Source organism: Vibrio sp. 2-Bac 85 (assembly GCF_037546705.1).
Classification (GTDB): domain Bacteria; phylum Pseudomonadota; class Gammaproteobacteria; order Enterobacterales; family Psychromonadaceae; genus Psychromonas.
On record NZ_JALAAB010000012.1, the window covers coordinates 107,160 to 127,145 of the forward strand.

The following is a 19,986-nucleotide window of genomic DNA, read 5'->3' on the forward strand; positions in this document are numbered from 1 at the left end:
GATGTGTATAGCTAATTCTCTTTTTATTCACTAAACCGTTCACTTTAGAGAATTGTTTTATTAGCTTCAGTCATCACTGTTGCATTATTATATTCTACAGGTGAAGAATATAGAGTCGCAGACGGAAGGTTACGATGAAGCAAGTGAATAAAGTAGGACGCCCAAGTGAAAATAGAGATAATCGAGCTAGGCTGATCACGTCTGCCAGGGAGCTCTTTGTGGAGCAGGACTACGACAAAGTATCACTTCGTAAAATCGCTAAAAAAGCACAAGTAGATAGTGCGCTTATTCGTTATTATTTCCAATCTAAACTGGGTTTATTTATGGCGATGCTTAAAGAGACTGCCGCCCCTGTTACCGAACAATTAAGTAAAGCAAACCAAAATATTGATGAAAAAAGTAGTGAGTTATTAATGATGACTTACTATCGCGTAATGAGTGAAAACCCCGACTTTCCTAAGTTAATGTTTAAAATCGCTTCAACTCCAATCAGCGATAAAAATATCGATTTTCAAAATATACTGGATCAAGTTTTTCGTCCAAAACACATTAATTTATTTACTTCAATGCAGCAGCAGGGACTATTAAAAGACGGTGTAGACCCTCTGTGCGCGCAAATTAGCTTTTTCAGTATGATGATTTTTCCATTCCTTATTCCTGATCGGATAAAAAATACGATAGGTATCAAAATAACTCCTGAATTTATGTTGAAGCTAGGGCAACAAAATGCCCAATTATTACAGTTTGGTTGCCTAAATACGCCTAAAAATAATCCTATTGAGAGTGATAAATAATGAAAATGAGCAGTAATAAAAAACGCTTAACGATCCTTGGTGTATTAGTTGGAATTATTATCTTGGCATTATCAATCTTTTTCAAATCGTCACCAACGATTCAACCCAATTTCGATAAAGCACGGTTAGTATCGGTACAAGCATTAATACTACAACCAACTGCACCTCTGGTTCTCGCCTTTGGGCGTGTTCTGCCTAAAACGACTTGGCAAGCGATTGCTGAAGTGAATGGTAAGGTTATTTATCGCCATCCAGGGTTAGAATCTGGCCGCTTATTAAAGGCGGGTACACTGGTATTAAAGATTGATCCATTTGAATACGAGTTAAAAAAAGCCCAAGCCATCGCTAACGTTAATGCCAGTAAGGCTCAGTTAACACGTTTACAACAAGAGCAGAAAAATATCAGTGCCGGTTTGGAGATTGAGCAGGAGAAGTTACAATTAATTGATCAAGAATACCGTCGCAAACTCTCGTTAAAGAAAAAGAATTTGATCTCTAATTCTGACTTGGAAACGCAAAAACAAACCTTACTGGCACAAAAAAACGTGGTTTTAGATTTAAACAGTACGTTAAAACTTTTGCCTGACGATAATAAAGTAGCTTTAGCAGAGTTGAATGTTAATCAAGCCATGTTAGATGATGCTCAAAGACAATTATTGAACACTCAAATTACGTTGCCCTTTGATGCACGTATTGCGAATGTTGATGTAGAAAATGCACAGGTAGTTGCATTAGGTGGCGTGTTATTTGAAGCATATAAGTTGGGCACTGTAGAAGTTAAAGCAGAACTCTCTTTGCAAGATGCAGATATCCTCATGAGTAGTGTTCAATCATTTCCAACACAAGCATCGTTACCCAACGTGGAAGAGCTTGGTTTTGGAGCCAATATTGAGTTACAAATTGCTGCAAAGCAACATCAATGGCCAGCTAAATTGACCCGTATTGCAGATAATATTAATGCTGAACAAGCAACGATTGGTTTTTATCTAGAAGTTGAGCAGGATGTTGCCCAGTTTCAGTTAGGCGCTAAACCTCCACTTACTAAGGGAATGTTTGTTAGTGCTAATATCCACGGTTTTGCTTCTTCACAATTTATGATCCCAGAGAAGGCATTACATGGCGATCTCATTTATGTAATGCAAGAGAATAAACAGCTTGCGATGCGTAAAGTACAAGTGCATTTTAGAAATAAACAAGGTGTTGCTATTAGTGGGGATATAAAGGAAGGAGAATGGTTAATTTTAAATGATTTAGTGCCTGCAATTCCTGGGATGACATTAAAAGTACAGGAACCGCAAAAAGCCGCGACCTCAGTTCAGGAGTCGTCTCTGTGATTAAACTTTTTACTCGTCACCCTACGCTAGCTAACTTGATCATGCTGAGTTTTTTTGTGCTTGGTTTAAGTAGTCTTAGTAACATTAAGCGTGAAACTTTCCCTGAGTTTTCTTCGTCTTATATTATTGCTAGTGTTGTTTATCCCGGTGCTTCTCCCGCCGAAGTGGAAGAGAGCTTATGCTTACGTATGGAAGATGCTATTGATGGATTAAGTGGCATTGAAGAAGTTACCTGTGATGCACAAGAAGGCTCTGCTTCATTGAGAGTTAAAATGTCTGATGATGCAGATGTTGGCCGCTCATTAGTTGATATTCAAACTGAAATAAATGCCATTAAAGATTTTCCTACGCAAATAGAGCCACCCACTGTTAAAGAGCTTGATTGGGCAGAACCTGTGGTTGATATCGCTGTTGCTGGAGACGTAAGTTGGCCGCATTTAAAGGCTTATGCCGAAGCGTTAAAAAAGCGTTTAAAGTTAGACTACGATGTTAGTCTGGTGAGCATTTCAGGGTTTTCAGATCATCAGTTTAAAGTGCAACTGAATTTACAAGATATGCGCCGTTTAGGGTTAACCGTGGCAGAGGTTGCAGATAAAGTTGGCCGTCAAAATGTTAAAATGCCTGCGGGTACTGTGTCTTTAAGTGACAAGGAGTTATTACTTCGTTTTGACCAAAGGAAAACAACGACTCAGGCTTTAGGCAACATAATCATTGCGTCTCTAGGTGATGGTGGTGTGGTGCGTTTAAAGGATGTTGCAACGCTACAGGATGCCTTTGAGTTTGAGTACAATAAGATTCTTTTTAATGATAAACCGGCTGCTATTTTAAAGGTTAAAAAGAATAAAGCAGATGATGCGTTACGTATTAAAGAACGAGTTAGTGCTTTTGTAGAAATGGAACAAAAAATAGCACCCGAAGGTATCACGCTGACTTTGACTAATGATATGTCATCTTTGTTACAAGATAGGCTGTCGATGTTGTTGAAAAATGGATGGCAAGGGATCATCTTGGTCTTCTTATCAATGTGGTTATTCTTTTCATTACATTATTCATTTTGGGTATCAGCAGGGTTGCCGGTCTCCTTTATGGGCGGATTGTTTTTGATGAGTGCGTTTGGTGTCTCTATCAATGTGATGTCTTTAGTTGGCCTTTTAATGGCGATTGGGATCCTGATGGATGATGCCATTGTGATTGCAGAATCGATTGCTGCACACATTGAAAAAAAACTTAGCGTTAATGACGCAGTAATAGAAGGTGTTAAGAAAGTGGCCCCCGGCGTTATCTCTTCCTTTTTGACCACTATTTTTATTTTTGGCAGCTTATTGTGGTTAGACGGTCAAATGGGGAAAGTATTATCTGTGGTGCCAATGGTATTGATCATGGTACTTAGTATCAGTTTAATTGAAGCTTTTTTGATTTTACCTAATCACCTAAACCATTCATTAGCTAAACCAGAAAAAGTAGACTCTACACTTAAATTCAAACGTGTTTTTTTAGCTAAATTTGAACACTTTCGAAATGTTACTTTAGTCAATAAAGTCGCCTTTGTGGTGCGCTGGCGTTATCTAAGTATCGGTATAACGATCGGTTTACTATTAACTTCTTTTGCCTTAGTCGCTGGTGGGGCATTAAAATTTTTAGCATTTCCAGCATTGGATGGCGATATCGCTGAAGCACGACTTATTTTACCGCCAGGCTCAACGTTGCAACAAACAGAAGCAATCGTTGCGAAGGTAATCAAAAGTGCACAAGTTGTGGGGCAACAGGCGACGCAAGAAAACCAGGAAAGTGAACCGTTAATAAAAGATATTACTGCACATTATAATTCAAATGCTGATGCTGGAGAGACGGGAGCACATGTTGCTACGGTGCGCTTAGATCTATTATCTGCTGAAACTCGCAATACTTTAATCAACTCTTTTATGGAATCTTGGCGTTTGCAAACAGGCGAGTTGGCAGAACCTTTATCTTTAGTTTTTAAACAACCTTCAATGGGGCCTGCGGGTCGTGATATTGAAATACGTTTGCAACATGAAGATTTAAACGTATTAAAGCAAGCATCGGTCGCTCTACAGGGTTATTTAAGCCAATTCTCGGGTATCAATGGTATTTTAGATGATATGCGTCCGGGTAAAGAAGAGGTGGTTATTACCCTTAAACCTGGCGCGGAAAACTATGCTGTAGACGGGCAGATGATTGCCAATCAATTACGTGCAGCGTACTTCGGACAAACCGCCGATGAAATCCAAGTGGGCTCAGAAAACATATCCATACAAGTTTTATTGAATGAACAACAGGCAGGTAACTTACAAACACTGGCTAACTTCCCAATCATGTTAGATCAAGGCGGACAAATCCCATTAAGTGCAGTTGCTTTGTTAAAAAGTGATCGCTCCTATGTGCGCATACAACGTATTAATAGCCAGCGTACTGTCACAGTGATGGCCGATGTCGATAATAGAAAGGCCAATGGCAATGAAGTGATAAGTAATATGCGTATTAATTATTTGCCTGAATTACAACAACAATTCCCTGGTTTAAAGGTTGATTTTGAAGGTGCGGCTAAAGAGTCAGCAAAAACCGGTAGCTCATTATTAAAAGGGTTTATGATTGGTCTATTTGGTTTATTTGCTATTTTGAGTTTCCAATTCCGTAGCTATTTAGAGCCCTTTGTTGTGATGCTAGCAATTCCATTAGCTTTAATTGGTGTGCTGTGGGGACATTGGTTAGTGGGGTATAACCTTTCTATGCCATCCATTTTAGGGTTTATATCATTAGCGGGTATTGTGGTTAATGATTCCATATTATTAGTGCAATATATTCGACATCACATCGATCAAGATGCTGATGTTTATGATGCTGTGGTGAAAGCTAGCCGAGATCGTTTTAGAGCGGTATTTTTAACCTCGTTAACCACTGCGGCGGGTTTGCTCCCTTTGTTATTGGAAACGAGTTTACAAGCGCAAATAGTGAAACCAATTGTAATTTCTATTGTGTTTGGTATTTTCACTTCCACTTTATTAGTGTTATTTATTATTCCAAGTGCGTACGCGATTCTTGCGGATTTTGGGTTAGTACATAAGCACAAAGACCTCAGCGATACTTGATCTGCTCATTAACGGGGAGGGTAATCTCCCCCTGAAGCCTTTACTCATTATTAGCGATCCATTCAATTAATATTCTCATTCTTTTATTGCATTTTTCCTTATTTCCAGTTCATTGAATTGCGGTTATGATGCAAGCTAGTAACTAATCATATCAGCCGAATAACATTTAAATGGTAGAGTCGCGGAGGCATTTGTTTGACATTAGCTCGTTTATATTCATTTATGCCAGGCACTAAATTGTTCGTAACCTACCAAAAGCAGTGGTTACGTGATGATCTGCGAGCTGCGTTATCTGTTGCCGCCGTTGCATTACCAGTAGCGATCGCATATGCACAATTAACGGGTGTAAACGCAATTGTCGGATTATATTCTTGTGTGCTTCCGATGTTGGTTTATGCACTCTTTGGTACCTCAAGACAGTTGGTTATTGGACCTGATGCAGCCACTTGTGCTGTGATTGCCGCAGTGGTCACGCCATTAGCTGCAGGTGACGCAGTTAAGCATTGGCAATTAGTGATGACCATGACTGCAATGACCGGTGTTTGGTGTTTATTAGCCAGTCGCTTCAAACTCGGAGTACTTGCTGATTTCCTGTCTAAACCTATTTTAATGGGATTAATTAATGGTGTCGCTATTACTATTATTGTTGGGCAACTATCTAAAGTATTAGGCGTACGTTTTGACGAAACTTATTTACTTGAACAGGTGATGTCTGGACACAGTTATCTGTTGTCTGCACATTGGCCAACGGTATCTATCAGTCTGATTGCATTGCTGGTGTTTATTGCTATCAAACGCTTAGTGCCACAATGGCCTGCGGCTTTATTTGCGATGGCAAGTACTGGTCTATTGGTGTGGTTATTTAAACTTGGTGATTTTAATATTGCTACTATTGGTGAAATAAAAGTGGGTTTACCTGATTTTCAAGCGCCTGTTTTTGACTTAGGTATTAGTCGTCAGTTGGTGATGCCTGCATTGAATCTAGCGATGGTAAGCTTTGTTAGCATGATGTTAACTGCACGCAGCTTTGCTGCAAAAAATGGCTACGATATTGATGGAGATAAAGAGTTTAGAGCGCTTGGTCTTGCTAATATTGCTTCTGCATTATCACAGGGATTTGCGGTCAGTGGTGCCAGTTCTCGTACTGCTGTAAACGATGAGAATGGTGGCAAAACACAATTAGTATCGATTATTGCTGCATTAATTATTGCGCTGGTGGCCTTGTTTGCCACTACTCCATTACAGTATGTCCCTGAAGCCGCATTGGGAATTGTATTAATCTTAGCATCTATTTCTTTAATTGATTTCAAGGCGTTATGGTTATTAAGAAAGCATGATAAATCCGCCTTTGTGCTGGCGTTAATTACCCTGTTAGCGGTCTTGTTTGTTGGTGTTATTCCCGGTATTACACTGGCCGTTTTATTAGGATTATTTCAATTTTTACGTGCGGTGATGCGCCCGACGGATCAGGTACTAGGCTTAGACGATAATGGAATCATTCGTAGCATGGATTCATCAGATCGAACTAAAACTATTCCAGGGGTATTCATTTATAGATTTAACTCTCCATTGACTTATTTTAATGCCATGTACTTTAAGCGTAGAGTACTAGAGCAGTTACTCACAGAGCCACAAACAGAATGTTTGATTATTGATGGAGTGCCTTGTTTCACGCATTTTGATGTGAGTGTGATGGCAATGTTAGATGATTTACATCGAGATTTAAAAAAACAGGGAGTCCGTTTAGTTATTGCTGGCCGAAAAAGGCAAATGATGAAATGGTGCAATGTGGTGGGAATCCCGATTGCTGCTGGTGGCATCTTAATTAGACCCGATCTGTATTTGGCATTGAAAATGAATCAGGTTTATTTGCAAGCCTTAGCGGATGGTGAAGTACCGTTATTGGATGATCAAGAGGTCGACTTTTAGGTAGTAGTCTGTGAGGCTATTGTTGATACAAAGTGAATGATGGTTTAAACAAAATTGCACTCAGTATCAATGCTGTGTGATGGTTAGTTGTTTGGCGAAGCCAAATGATCTGCTAAGTAATAGATTTGGTCTCGTCTTAACTGTTAGAATGCTCGTTTGTATTGTCTTTTTTATTTTTCTCGGAAACTGCTATGTCATCTGCTGTACTTAATTCGCTTGAAGATTTTTATCAATTACTGTCAACTCAACTTGAGAGTAATGGAGTGGTGAAGCTACTCTTGAGCAAATATCGAGGTCAAGATAAAAGCTTAAATAGGCTGAATATTCGACCACTTACTTTGCAAAATGAAGCGGTATTAAGTTTTGTTTATGAACATCAAACTAACCATATTACCAAAAATCATAACCTTCAAAATGCATTACTGGAGATTACTGCACTTTTGGGTGATGACTTCAAAAGTGCCTATTTAACGCTGCAAGATTCAGAAATCCAATTAGAGTTTAGTAAAAAAGGTAAGTTAAAAATATCGCAACATAAAGCTAAGCAAATGCAAGCTACGCCAGCTGCTCATAATCGCGAAAAACATCGTTATGTAGACATTCAGCGTCCTTTTTTAACCGCGTTAAAAGTCACTGATAAAAACCAAAAATTGATCCCTGCTATGTCTAATAAGTGGAAGCAAATCAATAAATTTATTGAGATTTTTAGCCAGGCATTAGAAGTTTCTCCAAGGGATACAAGCACACCACTTAATGATGTCGATTTTGGATCTGGCAAAGGTTACTTAACCTTTGCTATTCATGATTATTTACGCCATACATTACAAAATGATGCACAGGTTACTGGGGTGGAGTTACGTCAAGCTTTAGCTGATTTATGTAATCAAACTGCGGCAACATTAGATCATCACGGTTTGGATTTTGTGTGTGGTGATGTAAAAACCCATGCTCCTAAACAAACCGATGTCATGATTGCATTGCATGCCTGTGATGTTGCTACCGATTATGCTATTCATTATGGGATCCGTGCGAACGCTAGCATTATTATGTGTTCGCCATGTTGCCATAAACAGATTCGTCCACAAATGCAGAGCCCTGAATTATTTCAACCAATGTTGCAATATGGTGTGCATTTAGGCCAGCAAGCTGAAATGGTAACTGATTCGTTACGGGCACTATTATTAGAGGCTAATGGTTATACTACTAAGGTCTTTGAGTTTATTAGTTTAGAGCATACCAACAAAAATAAGATGATTTTAGCGATCAAAAAGCCATCAACCAATGCCAAAGAACAAGCTAAAATTTTAACTCAGATTGCTAATATAAAAACCTATTATGGGATCAAAGATCATTGTTTAGAAAGTTTGCTTAATGAAAGCCTAATTCAAGGTTAAATAGCGTTAAGCGACATGACCTTTTACTTCCATGATCACACACCTTCAATATTTCATTTCATAAGAGCTATATAATAACTTCCTGTATTTTATGGCTCTTAATGCTAATTTTTCTTCTTTTAAAGGTAACTTATGCGATGCCCCTCGCGAATTCGATGGGGCTTATTGTATTTGCCTTGCTCAAAAATAAAGCACCTTTATACTGAAGATCGTATGTAATATAAGCAAGTGACCATGAAATACTTAATATTTACAACATCATGCTCACCTTTTTACCATTTTTAAAGTCACTGTGAATTGTTAATCTTTATGCCCTGAGGGTATTTATTGACTCCTTCAGGAAAGCATTTTTATTATTTTTATGGCTATTTTAAAGCATAGAAATAATGCTGGAGGTGGTTAATGAAAGAAAGACTCGCGATTATTGAAGGTTGGCGTAGCCCATTCTGCAAAGCCGGCACTGAATTCAAAGGCATGCAGGCAGATCAATTAGGGGCGGTTGTTGTCCGCGAGGTGATGGCCAATTCTGTATTAGATTATGCCGATATAGATGAAGTGATCATGGGCAACGTTGCTCAACCAGGTCATGCGGCGAATATTGCCCGAGTCATCGCATTACAGGGTGGGTTTCCTGTTTCTACTAGTGCTTATACCGTCAATCGCAATTGTGCCTCAGGCATGGAATCTATGACTACCGCTGCCAATAAAATATTGGCTGGAGAAATTGACAGCGCATTGGTTGGTGGCAGTGAATCTATGTCTAGCGTTCCACTTCTTTATAGCCCTAAAATGACCAAGTTCATGATGCAGATGATGTTTGCTAAAACACCGCTTGCAAAACTCAAACTCCTATCTCAATTTCGTTTATCTTTTTTGAAGCCTGTGATTGGTATTGAACAAGGCCTAACCGATCCTGTTTGTGGCTTAAATATGGGGCAAACGGCAGAGGTGCTTGCTAAAGAGTTCGCGATTACGCGTGAACAACAAGATCAATTTGCTTTAAATAGCCATCAACAAGCGATAAAAGCGCAACAAGCGGGCAAATTCGCTGATGAAATTATCAGCGTTGCAATTGCGCCTAAGTATCAACATATACAACATTTAGATAATGGCCCTCGTGATAATCAAACCCTTGCTGCTTTGGCTAAGTTACGCCCTTATTTCGACCGCCTAGCTGGTAGTGTTACGGTTGGGAATGCCTGTCCTATTACCGATGGTGCGGTTGCTTTTACTGTGATGGCTGAATCGAAGGCAAAAGCAATGGGATTAACACCGTTAGGTTATTTAGCTGATTATAGCTATGCCGGATTAGCTGGAAATAGAATGGGCTTAGGCCCTGCCTATGCAACAGCTAAATTATTAGATAAATCAGGTTTGGCACTGTCTGATTTTGATTTGGTTGAATTAAATGAAGCATTTGCGGCTCAAGTGATTGCCAATCAATGTGCCTTTGAGAGTAAAGAATTTGCTCAGCAATACTTACAAAGAGCGCATGCATTGGGTGAGTTAGACCCGAACAAGTTAAACGTTAATGGCGGCGCTATTGCCTTAGGGCACCCAGTAGGCGCGACGGGAGGGCGTTTGATTTTAACACTACTACATGAACTTAGACGCCAAGGGTTACAGCGTGGTTTAGCAACCTTATGTATTGGCGGCGGGCAAGGTGCTGCATTAGCGCTGGAGGTGGAGTAATGAAACACATTCACGTACAAAAAAATGATTGGTTAATTCGCGTTACTTTTGATTTACAAGATCAAAAGATTAATAAGCTCTCATCTGATGTGATGCAAGAGCTAGATTCTTTGCTAGAAGACATTAAATCCTCTCCACAGCAAATTGTTAGCTTTGAAAGCGCTAAAAAGAATATTTTTATCGCAGGAGCGGATATTCAAGAGCTACAAAAAATTGATAGCCCTGAAATGGCTAAGGAAAAAGCACATTTAGGACAAGAAATTTTTAATCGGCTCGATGCCTTACCACAAACAACGATTGCAATTATCGATGGTGCCTGTGCTGGTGGTGGTTGTGAGTTAGCTTTAGCCTGTGATTTTCGTTTAGCCTCAGATAACCCGAAAACTAAAATAGGCTTACCTGAAGTTAAATTAGGCATTATTCCAGGTTGGGGGGGCACGCAACGTTTACCTCGTTTGATAGGGTTACCCGAAGCTCTGGCAATTATACTACCGGGTAAGTTAGTTAGTGCAGAAAAGGCGTATCGTATAAAACTTGTTGATCAAGTGTTTTCATCTGCGCAATTTAATGTGCAAGTTGAACAGTTCTTAGAAAACCTCAAACAGAAATCCTTTCAAGCAAGCCTATTAAAAAGAAGGCAACCTAAAAGTGCCTTACAAAAAGTAACTACCTTTGCGATGCAGACGCATCCTGCTCGCTTATTGATCCTGAAGAAAGCGCAACAGAATGTAATGAAAACAAGCAAAGGATTTTATCCTGCACCACTCGCAGTACTTGATGTGTATCGTAACAATTGTAGTTTTGAAGAAGGTTTAAAACGAGAATTAGCCGCTTTTTCAGATTTAGCATCAACAGTTATCTGTAAACATCTTATCGGTTTATTTTTTCTCAATGAACAAGTTAAAAAAGAGCAATCTGAGAGTTATCCACAAGATGTAGAATTACCTACTTCAGGTGCAGTGATCGGTGCTGGCGTGATGGGAGGGGGCATCGCTTGGTTAATGAGTTATAAAGGTTTATCGGTTCGCGTTAAAGATATTAACTGGGCATCTATTGAACTGGGTTATCAGCAAGCTGCCAGCTATTTTAGTCAGTTACAAAAGCAACGCCGCATTAAGCAAGGTGCGATTGACTATGCAATGAATCGGATTGGTGGATCGTTACAGTTTACCGGCTTTAATCGGGCACAAGTTGCCATTGAAGCTGTTGTTGAAGTGATGTCCGTTAAAAAACAGGTCTTACAAGAGGCTGAGGCTGAGCTACCTGAAGATAGTTTGCTTTGTTCTAATACTTCGGCGCTATCGATCACTGAGATGGCTTCGGTGTTAACTCGCCCTGAGCAGTTTTGTGGTATGCACTTTTTTAACCCAGTTAATCGAATGCCGTTAGTAGAAATTGTGAAAGGCCAGCAAACCAGTGAGCAAACAATTGCCAAAGCGATTGCTATTAGTAAGGCGTGGGGAAAAGTACCGATAGTGGTTGGCGATTGCCCGGGGTTTCTGGTTAATCGTATTTTATTACCTTACTTAAATGAAGCCGCTTATTTATTACAAGAAGGTGCAGATATTGAAAAGGTGGATTTGGCGATTAATAGTTTTGGTATGCCGATGGGCCCCTTCCAATTAGCCGATGAAGTGGGCATTGACGTTGGTTATAAAGTCGCTGCAATTTTACAAGCCGGTTTTGGTGAGCGGATGACGGTTGCCCCTGTACTGGAACATATACACGATAAGTTGAAATTATCGGGTAAAAAGGGTGGGCGAGGTTTTTATCATTATAAAAATAAACAGGTAGAAGTTAATGAATTATTGTATCAAGCAGATTGTGTTGCTGACAGTAAAGACTTTAGCGATCAAGATATAATTGACCGTTTGATGCTGGTGATGGTCAATGAAGCCGCTCGATGCCTTGATGAAGATATCGTTACTAATGCGGGGCAATTAGATCTGGCCATGATAATGGGAACTGGCTTTCCAGCATGGCGAGGCGGTTTATGCCGTTGGGCAGATAGCATTGGTTGTGACGAAGTGGTGAAACGCTTACAGAAATTACACCAACAAGTAGGGAACCGTTACGAAGTTGCTCCTTATCTGTTGAAATGTGTCGAACAGGGGCATGGTTTCTATCATTAAGTTTATTTAATGTTGGAATATATTATAAGTTTAAGTAGAGAAACGATTGCACTTATTACTTGAATTGATGAGTAAATATTATTGGCTGTTATCCCATGATTATTAATAGGTTAACAACCATTACTAGAGTGAGTTAGTTGGATAAAGAGCTAACAATTCATTGTAAGCGATAAAATTGTTCCACTATTTGATTGGCTGGATATAAGTAGTTAGTTAAGGAGCTATTATGAGTTTTCCTGAAGATAAAAAAGTAGTGATCGATACCTCCAAGATGAGCGATGAAAAAGCCTCATCGTTAAACCTTACCGAAGCGGCACGCGATTCTGTGTGGCAGCATCCTAGTTTTGCGAAATCCTTATTTATGGGGGAGTTTAAGTCTGATGCTATTTTCCCTTTCCCAACTCAAACTGCAGAAGATAAATCAGTTGGTGATCAATTAGTGGAAAAAGTAGGCATAGTGTTAGCCGATACTTTAGATGCAGATTTGGTTGATGAAACGCGTACGATCCCCACTGAAGCGATGCAAGCTCTCGCTGCAATAGGGGTGTTTTCTATGAAAATCCCTAAACAGTACGGCGGTTTAGGTTTATCGCAAGTTAACTATAATCGTGTACTTATGGCTATCGCCAGTCATTGTGGCTCTACCGCTGTACTCGTTTCAGCCCACCAAAGTATCGGTGTGCCACAACCGATTAAACTATTTGGAACAGAAGAACAAAAACAACGCTTTTTACCGCTCTTTAAAGATGGTGCTATTTCTGCATTTGCATTAACTGAGCCTAGTGTAGGCTCTGACCCTGCACAAATGGAAACAACTGCTACCTTAAATGCTGCTGGAACACATTATCTTATTAACGGTGAAAAACTGTGGTGTACCAATGGATTGATTGCAGATTATTTGGTTGTGATGGCCTGCACTGCACCTAAAATAGTTGATGGAAAAGAGGTTAAACAAATCTCTGCATTTATCGTAAAAGGAAAAAGTTCAGGGATCACTATAAAACATCGTTGTGATTTCATGGGTATCCGCGGTATTCAAAATGGTTTAATTGAATTTAAAAACGTCGAAGTAGCTGTGGAAGATAGAATTTTACAAGAGGGGCAAGGACTAAAAATAGCATTAGCAACCCTAAACACAGGACGTTTAACGATTCCCGCCGCGAGTACTGGTATGGCCAAGCAGTGTTTAAATATGGCTCGTCGTTGGGGAGGGAAACGCGTGCAATGGGGCTCGCCTATTGCAAAGCATGAGAAGGGTTCAAATCGTATTGCCTATATCGCGGCGACTACTTTTGCGATGGAAGGCGTTACTTGGATAACCAGTTTTATGGCTGATAAGGGCGATGTGGATATTCGAATGGAAGCTGCAATGGCGAAGCTATTTTGCAGTGAAATGGCATGGAGTGTGATGGACGAAACGGTACAAATGTTTGGTGGTCGAGGTTATGAAAAAGCCAGTTCATTAAAGGCCCGTGGAGAATTACCTTTCCCAGTAGAGCGCATGTTACGTGATTGTCGTATTAATCGTATTATTGAAGGCACCACTGATGTTATGGAGTTGTTTTTAAGCCGCGAAGCGTTAGATACGCACTTATCTTTGGCTTCTGACCTGATTAAACCTGGCGCTGATTTCACTACTAAGCGTGATGCTGCTTTTAAGTTGTTTAAAGAATATGCCTCTTGGTATCCATCACAAATCATTAATAAAGAGTTTATTGCACAATTTACTCTCAGTGGTACTTTAACCGAACATGTTAATTATTGCCAACGTACCTCACACCGTTTAGCGCGGGTTCTGTTTGAACAGATGTTGTTACATCGTGAAAAGCTTGAATTGCGCCAAGAAACACTAGGACACTTAATGACTATTGGTTGTGAGTTATTTGCAATGGCTGTGACTTGCTCCTATGCAAAAAACCAAGTTGCACTCGGCCATGAAAATGCGACAGCATTAGCGGATCACCATTGTGTACTAGCAACGGAAAGAGTAGAAGCGCATTTTAAAGCACTATCTACTCCACAGCGTAGTACCGCTAAAGCGATTGCTGAAGATATTTTGAGTGAACAGTATCAATGGTTGGAAGCAGGTATTTACCCTATTGCTGAGGGGGAATAATTGCTATGCGCGACCGTCCTACATTGGAAAAACCTAGTTCTTCTTTTTTGTTGTCAGGATGGTTGATCCAAATTATTGAAAAATTTACCAAGTCTTCTGTTTCGGCGGAGGGGGTTGAGTACCTAAGTAACAATCCCACTCTGTTTGTTGTTAATCACTTTACGCGCATGGAAACGGCCTTACTTCCACAGGCGTTATATAAATTTAACGGTCAAATGGTGCACTCGCTGGCTGACAGTTCGTTATTTGTAGGTAAGTTTGGCAGTATTTTAGAGTCGGTCGGTGCGCTGCCTTTAAATTTACCCGGACGTAATGAAAAAATTATCTCAGAGTTAATGCGTGGCACTTATAATTGGGTTATTTATCCTGAAGGTGCGATGGTTAAAAATAAAAAAGTACTGGATAAAGGCCGTTTGTCGATGCAAATATCCGATGCAACGGCCCGTGCTCCTCATACTGGTGCTGCAATGTTAGCGCTGCAAACCTTTCTTAAAAAAGAGGATTATAAAAAGGCAATTATAGATAATAACGAAACGTTAATTAGTTACTATCAAGAAACCTATAGCTTACATGGTCCATCGGATCTCTCTCCCCTAGATTTACATATTGTGCCGGTTAATATTAGTTATTACCCACTTCGACCGGGTAAAAACTTGTTATCTTCGGGTGCTCAGCTTTTTTTCAAAGATATTCCTGATTTTGTGGAAGAAGAGCTTTTAGTGGAGGGAAACATTATTCTGGAAGAGTGCGATATATCGATCTCCTTTGGCCATGCAATAGATTTACGACGCTTTACTAAACCATATCGACGTTTCTTTGCATTACTTAGTCCCTTTATCTCTCCTGCCAAGCGCATTGACTATTTAATGGGAGCAATGCGCCACCGATTAACTAATGAATTTATGTTGAGGGTGTACAGTAGTCTGACTATTAATATGGATCATTTAGTCGCTACTGCATTACGTTTTGTGCCGGCGCAGGGGATTAAAGAGGCTGACTTCAAAAAAGTTATCTATCTTGCCATTATTAATATTAAAGAGAACAAACAACGTCGTGTTCATCAGAGTTTATCGGAAGGGGTGATCAACCTTGTATCTGGTGAACGTTATGGACCCTATGAGTTAATCATTAAATTAGTGTTGAACGAACAAGTCGTGACTATCGAAAATGGCCAAATCATGGTCAATCATGAAAAATTCGAGATGCCTTACTCTTTTCATCGTATGCGTATCGAAAGCACAGTCAGTGTTCTTGCTAATGAATTTGAAGTCATGACTAAATATGTGAAACATATAAAGCGACTGATTGCGACATCACCTAAAAAATTATCTTTGCAAGTATCAGCTCAAGTATTGAAAACAGATTGTTGCTTATTTGAAGATGAGCGCATGCGGTCTTTTGACCGTTTGCATACAAAAAGCCGTGATATTGGTAAACCCCAACATTTAGCGGGTAAAGCCAATCAACCTGGAATCATTTTGATCCATGGTTTTTTAGCTTCACCAAAAGAGATGGAAGCCTTGGGTCAAAAGCTTAATGAATTAGGTTATGGGGTTTATTTAGTACGTTTAAGCGGCCATGGAACATTATCCAAAGAGATGCGTAATTGTACGGTGAAAGGTTGGTTAGAATCTGTTAACCGTGGCTATGCTGTTTTGTCTCATTATCATCAAAAGGTTGTGGTCGTTGGTTTTTCAGCTGGAGCTTTATTGGCGTTGATTAAAAGTTGTGCAAATGTCGATAATATCGTCGGGGTAGTGGCAATTAATCCAGCATTAGTCTTAAAGCAAAAATCAGTGTTCTTTTCTTCTTTATTAGATAGCTGGAATAATATGCTAAGCAGCTTTTCCATGGAAACAGGCACTATCAAATGGGTAGACAATGAACCTGAATGTTCTGATAGTAATTACGACCGAATATATATTGCAGGATTGAAGCAATTACTCTTATTGCAGGATAGTTGTAGAGAGCATTTAGAACGCGTTATTTTGCCATTATTAGTGATTCAAGGAAGCAACGACCCGACTATTGATGTGGATGGTGCGGAGGAAATAATAGAAAAAGTATTGAGTAATGATAAGCAATTACACCGTATCAATACGGATCATCACGTTATTGTAAGAGGGAAGAGGGCAGAAGAAGTATATAGGCCTCTATTAGACTTTATTGAAAAAGTAACAGAGCCCTATTATTAGTTTAAGTGACGTACTTAGACTTTATAAAAAAGTATGACGTTGCTTGTCTAAATTAAGTACTTTGTTTTTCTCAGTATCAAGTTCAATACCTTCTTCCTGTAACAAAGCTATTTTCTTTTCTGTACCTAATGCATATTTGCCTATCGCACCGTTGCTATTAACGACACGATGGCAGGGCACAACGATGACATCAGGATTATTAGCCATCGCGTTACCGACTGCTTGATAAGCTTTGCCGCCTAGTTGATGTGCAATATCTGCATAAGTGACCACCTTGCCTTTGGGGATTTGACGTAGTAGGTCATAGCATTGTTGGTTAAAAGGTTTATTTGAATCCATTGACCTCTTGCTCCGTTAAAAAACGAGACTCGCCGAGTGCTAGATTATGATCCAACTCTACATTGCCTATTTGTTCTCTGTGTAAGGTTGTTACAAAGTTACCTACTGCAGCAAACATGCGTTTTACTTGATGGTATTTCCCTTCACTGATGGTTAACAATACCTCATGATCTGAAAGTACTTGTAGTTTTGCAGGCAAACAAGGGTTCGTTTCACTTTTTAATTGAATACCTTGTGCAAATAAAGCAACAGCGTCATCACTGATTGGGTCTTGTAGTGTTATGCGGTAACGTTTCTCACATTTTTTACGTGGACTGGTAACTTGGTGCGACCATTGACCATCATCTGTAATTAGAATTAATCCCGTTGTATCAGCATCTAGTCGTCCGGCAATAAATACATTTTGCTTTTTTTCTATATCGATTAGGTTTAATAAACTTGGCATTTGTTCATCAACATTAGAGCTAATATAACCTTGTGGTTTATTAAGCATAATATAGCGGAACCCACGGATTGTGAGCACTTTACCTTTAAGCTCAATAATATCGTTAGCATCTACTTTATAAGAGCCACTGCGTAAGGTACCAGTTTGATTGCTGATCAAGCCTTTACGGATTGCACTTTTTGCTTCGCTACGTGTTAATTCTGTTGATTCACAGATAAATTTATCGAGTCTCATTATGTTATGTATTCTCTTCGTTCGTCGTGGTTTTTGTAAGTAAATCGCAGATACAGTTTTTTAAAAAAGTTTGCGCCTGTTTTTGTCCGCTAAATTGATGTGCTTGGACGATGCTTTGCCAACTGTGATTTTGGATAATCTTTTCAATCACACATCTTTGTTGTTGCTGAGTTAACACCTTTAGCGACGTATTATGTAATAACTCTATTAATAGGTATTCAACATTCTCATAACCGCGATGCGCATTAATATAAGCTGATAATGATTGCTTTATATTCGAAATTGGCCTGGTTACTACTATTTGTGGCCACAAAACCGTTACTAATGATGAGTCTAATTGGTTAAGTTGTCGACTAAGTTGTACTTTAACCTGTTTATGGAAGTCAGTCTGTATTTGATGGTGTAATTCTTTACCTTGTTGGCTTAAAGGTAAATTAACCATCAATGAGTGTTGTCCGCTGCTTTTATCTTTGCGCGTGCCAATACGTAATATTTGTAACTGATGCTTTAACCAAAAGCGTAATAAATAATCGCTGCCAGCAAAACTAGCACATAGATGATCAAATGCTTGCGTTGTTGTCCAGTCGACAATCCAGTTTAATAATTGACTACCATAGGATTGTTGTTGCAGAGTTGGTTGTACAGCAATACGCTGTATACGAGCAAACCGTTGAGTTGCAGCAAGTTTGAATCCACTATGAAAAGTCAGTGATTGCGCAATTAGGTGCCCAACAGGCCTACGTTTGCCTTGATAAATTTGTTCGCTAGTGATGTTATCAAGTCCACCTTCGTGTTTGACTAAAGCTACGGCTAATATTGTATCTTGTTGCTGCATTACTATTAGTGTTAAATCTTGATCGTTTAACAATGCCACTAAGTCAGAAGGTTTGGTTTGATAATGGGCATTAACCAACAGCGAAAAAATTTGATTCAATAATGGACCTGGTTGCAGTAATTCTGTCTTTTCGATCACACGGATGAGCGTTTTATGTTGGGTCTGTAATGTATGCAATGTCGGAGTCGATTCCATCAAACATAAACTATCCAAAGTAAAAGCTTCTACCGGATCACCTTTGGCCCAACGCACAGGTTGTTGAAGCTGGAAAGCTCGATATTGAGGTGAAATAAGTTTTAGTTGTTGTAGGAAGCGTAAGGCAAATCCTCTTCCAGAGCCTTCGTAACCAAATTGCGTTGTTGCAAATACAATACGAGAGTAGCGTTGTGCAAATATAGCTAATAGTTTAATGGGGATAGCGGCAGCTTCATCGATGATCAATAAATCACATACCGGCTTTTCACTACTTAATGCATCAGGCGCCATAAATTGTAATCGTTGTAAATTATTTGCATCATTAATGGTTAATTTAGCGTGTTTATATAAAGTAGTTACAGCCTGTTTACTCGGAGCACAAACAATAATCCTCATTAAATCTTGATTAAGTAATTGCGCGGCTGCCATGCCAAGTGCTGCAGATTTTCCTCTTCCCCTATTTGCTGTTAATACTAAAGGACGCCTACGATGTCCTGTAACCGTTTTAATAATTTTTTGTATGGCCAGTTGCTGTTCTTGTATATCTAGATGTTGGGCTGAGGGTGAGGAAGGTTTGTCAATAGAAACATTTTGCTGTGCATTTGTTATAGGCATATTTTCTGAGAATATTGGAAATTGATGTCGCTTAAGCTGCTTCTGCATGTAATGAGAAAAATAGTCTATTTCATTTTGTTGCAGTGGAAGTAATAAAACAATAACCGCCCCTGCACAGACAGCGCCTTCAGCAGCCGCAAACATATTGGCATCAAATGTTTTGTGCATATTCAAAATTAATAAGTAAACATCTTGCCCTAACAGTGATTTAGCATCACTGCATGTGATTGATGCAGGGGCTTCTCCGCACCATCGATAGGGGAGGGCACTATGCTCAATAATACTTAGAGCTTGTTGCTGACACCAGAGGTCACTCCCCTGTAAACAACATAATTGTCTGTGCGCAGATTGTTCTGCTATATGTTTACGTTGTTGGTAAAAGTTAATGGCAGCTGACACAGGAGATCCTAATAACAATAAAATGAGTATGAATTATACAATAAGCATAAAATGTAACATAAAAAAGGGGACTTAATACCAGCAAGCATGGCTTTAGCCTTGGATCCAAGAGTAAATAATATCAGGCAGATCCTTTTGAATGTTTTTTAAACAAATAGATAATAACTGCTTGCTTTAGTAAGTAGTTAATGTATTATACGCCCACTTGCCAATATGGCAGGTGGGTTTTTT

General features: G+C 39.4%; 12 protein-coding genes. 9 read left to right on the forward strand and 3 right to left on the reverse strand.

Annotated elements, in window-relative coordinates; genetic code table 11:
• Window positions 1-134 precede the first annotated feature (134 nt).
• From MT390_RS13305 to MT390_RS13345, 9 genes are all read left to right on the forward strand, one after another.
• Window positions 135-794: a TetR/AcrR family transcriptional regulator gene (locus MT390_RS13305; RefSeq protein ID WP_499441608.1), complete on the forward strand. Its 660-nt coding sequence runs from the start codon at window positions 135-137 to the stop codon at window positions 792-794.
• A complete protein-coding gene (locus tag MT390_RS13310; protein ID WP_499441610.1) occupies window positions 794-2,128 on the forward strand; it encodes an efflux RND transporter periplasmic adaptor subunit in 1,335 nt (444 codons plus the stop codon). The genes MT390_RS13305 and MT390_RS13310 overlap by 1 nt, the downstream gene beginning before the upstream one ends.
• Window positions 2,125-5,235 carry an efflux RND transporter permease subunit gene (locus MT390_RS13315; protein ID WP_499441612.1) on the forward strand — a complete coding sequence of 1,037 codons (3,111 nt, stop codon included), beginning with the start codon at window positions 2,125-2,127 and terminating at the stop codon, window positions 5,233-5,235. Before MT390_RS13310 ends, MT390_RS13315 begins: the two co-directional genes overlap by 4 nt.
• Window positions 5,236-5,457: 222 nt before the next feature.
• Window positions 5,458-7,164: a SulP family inorganic anion transporter gene (locus tag MT390_RS13320; RefSeq protein ID WP_299667079.1), complete on the forward strand. Its 1,707-nt coding sequence runs from the start codon at window positions 5,458-5,460 to the stop codon at window positions 7,162-7,164.
• 191 nt (window positions 7,165-7,355) lie between these two features.
• Window positions 7,356-8,558, forward strand: a complete 1,203-nt coding sequence (locus MT390_RS13325; RefSeq protein WP_499441614.1) for a class I SAM-dependent methyltransferase — start codon at window positions 7,356-7,358, stop codon at window positions 8,556-8,558.
• Window positions 8,559-8,960: 402 nt separating this feature from the next.
• Window positions 8,961-10,250, forward strand: coding sequence for a thiolase family protein (locus MT390_RS13330; RefSeq protein ID WP_499441616.1), 1,290 nt, complete (start codon window positions 8,961-8,963; stop codon window positions 10,248-10,250).
• Entirely contained in the window at window positions 10,250-12,382 is a 2,133-nt protein-coding gene (locus tag MT390_RS13335; RefSeq protein ID WP_499441618.1) for a 3-hydroxyacyl-CoA dehydrogenase NAD-binding domain-containing protein, read from the forward strand. Before MT390_RS13330 ends, MT390_RS13335 begins: the two co-directional genes overlap by 1 nt.
• 226 nt (window positions 12,383-12,608) lie before the next feature.
• On the forward strand, window positions 12,609-14,498 hold the full coding sequence (locus MT390_RS13340; RefSeq protein WP_499441619.1) for an acyl-CoA dehydrogenase family protein: 1,890 nt from the start codon (window positions 12,609-12,611) through the stop codon (window positions 14,496-14,498).
• Between the two features lie 5 nt (window positions 14,499-14,503).
• Complete coding sequence (locus MT390_RS13345; RefSeq protein WP_499441621.1) at window positions 14,504-16,693, forward strand: alpha/beta fold hydrolase; 2,190 nt, start codon at window positions 14,504-14,506, stop codon at window positions 16,691-16,693.
• A 21-nt stretch (window positions 16,694-16,714) separates the two neighbouring features.
• Here the strand turns inward: MT390_RS13345 and MT390_RS13350 are convergent, their stop codons facing one another.
• Genes MT390_RS13350 through MT390_RS13360 form a run of 3 tightly spaced genes read right to left on the reverse strand, consistent with a single transcriptional unit; the run spans window position 16,715 to window position 19,755 of the window.
• Window positions 16,715-17,032 (reverse strand): MGMT family protein, encoded by a 318-nt coding sequence (locus tag MT390_RS13350; protein ID WP_166372632.1) that lies wholly within the window; start codon window positions 17,030-17,032, stop codon window positions 16,715-16,717.
• Entirely contained in the window at window positions 17,019-17,711 is a 693-nt protein-coding gene (locus MT390_RS13355) for a pseudouridine synthase (RefSeq protein ID WP_166372633.1), read from the reverse strand. Before MT390_RS13355 ends, MT390_RS13350 begins: the two co-directional genes overlap by 14 nt.
• 4 nt (window positions 17,712-17,715) lie before the next feature.
• A complete protein-coding gene (locus MT390_RS13360; protein ID WP_499441623.1) occupies window positions 17,716-19,755 on the reverse strand; it encodes a tRNA(Met) cytidine acetyltransferase TmcA domain-containing protein in 2,040 nt (679 codons plus the stop codon).
• Between the last annotated feature and the right edge of the window lie 231 nt (window positions 19,756-19,986).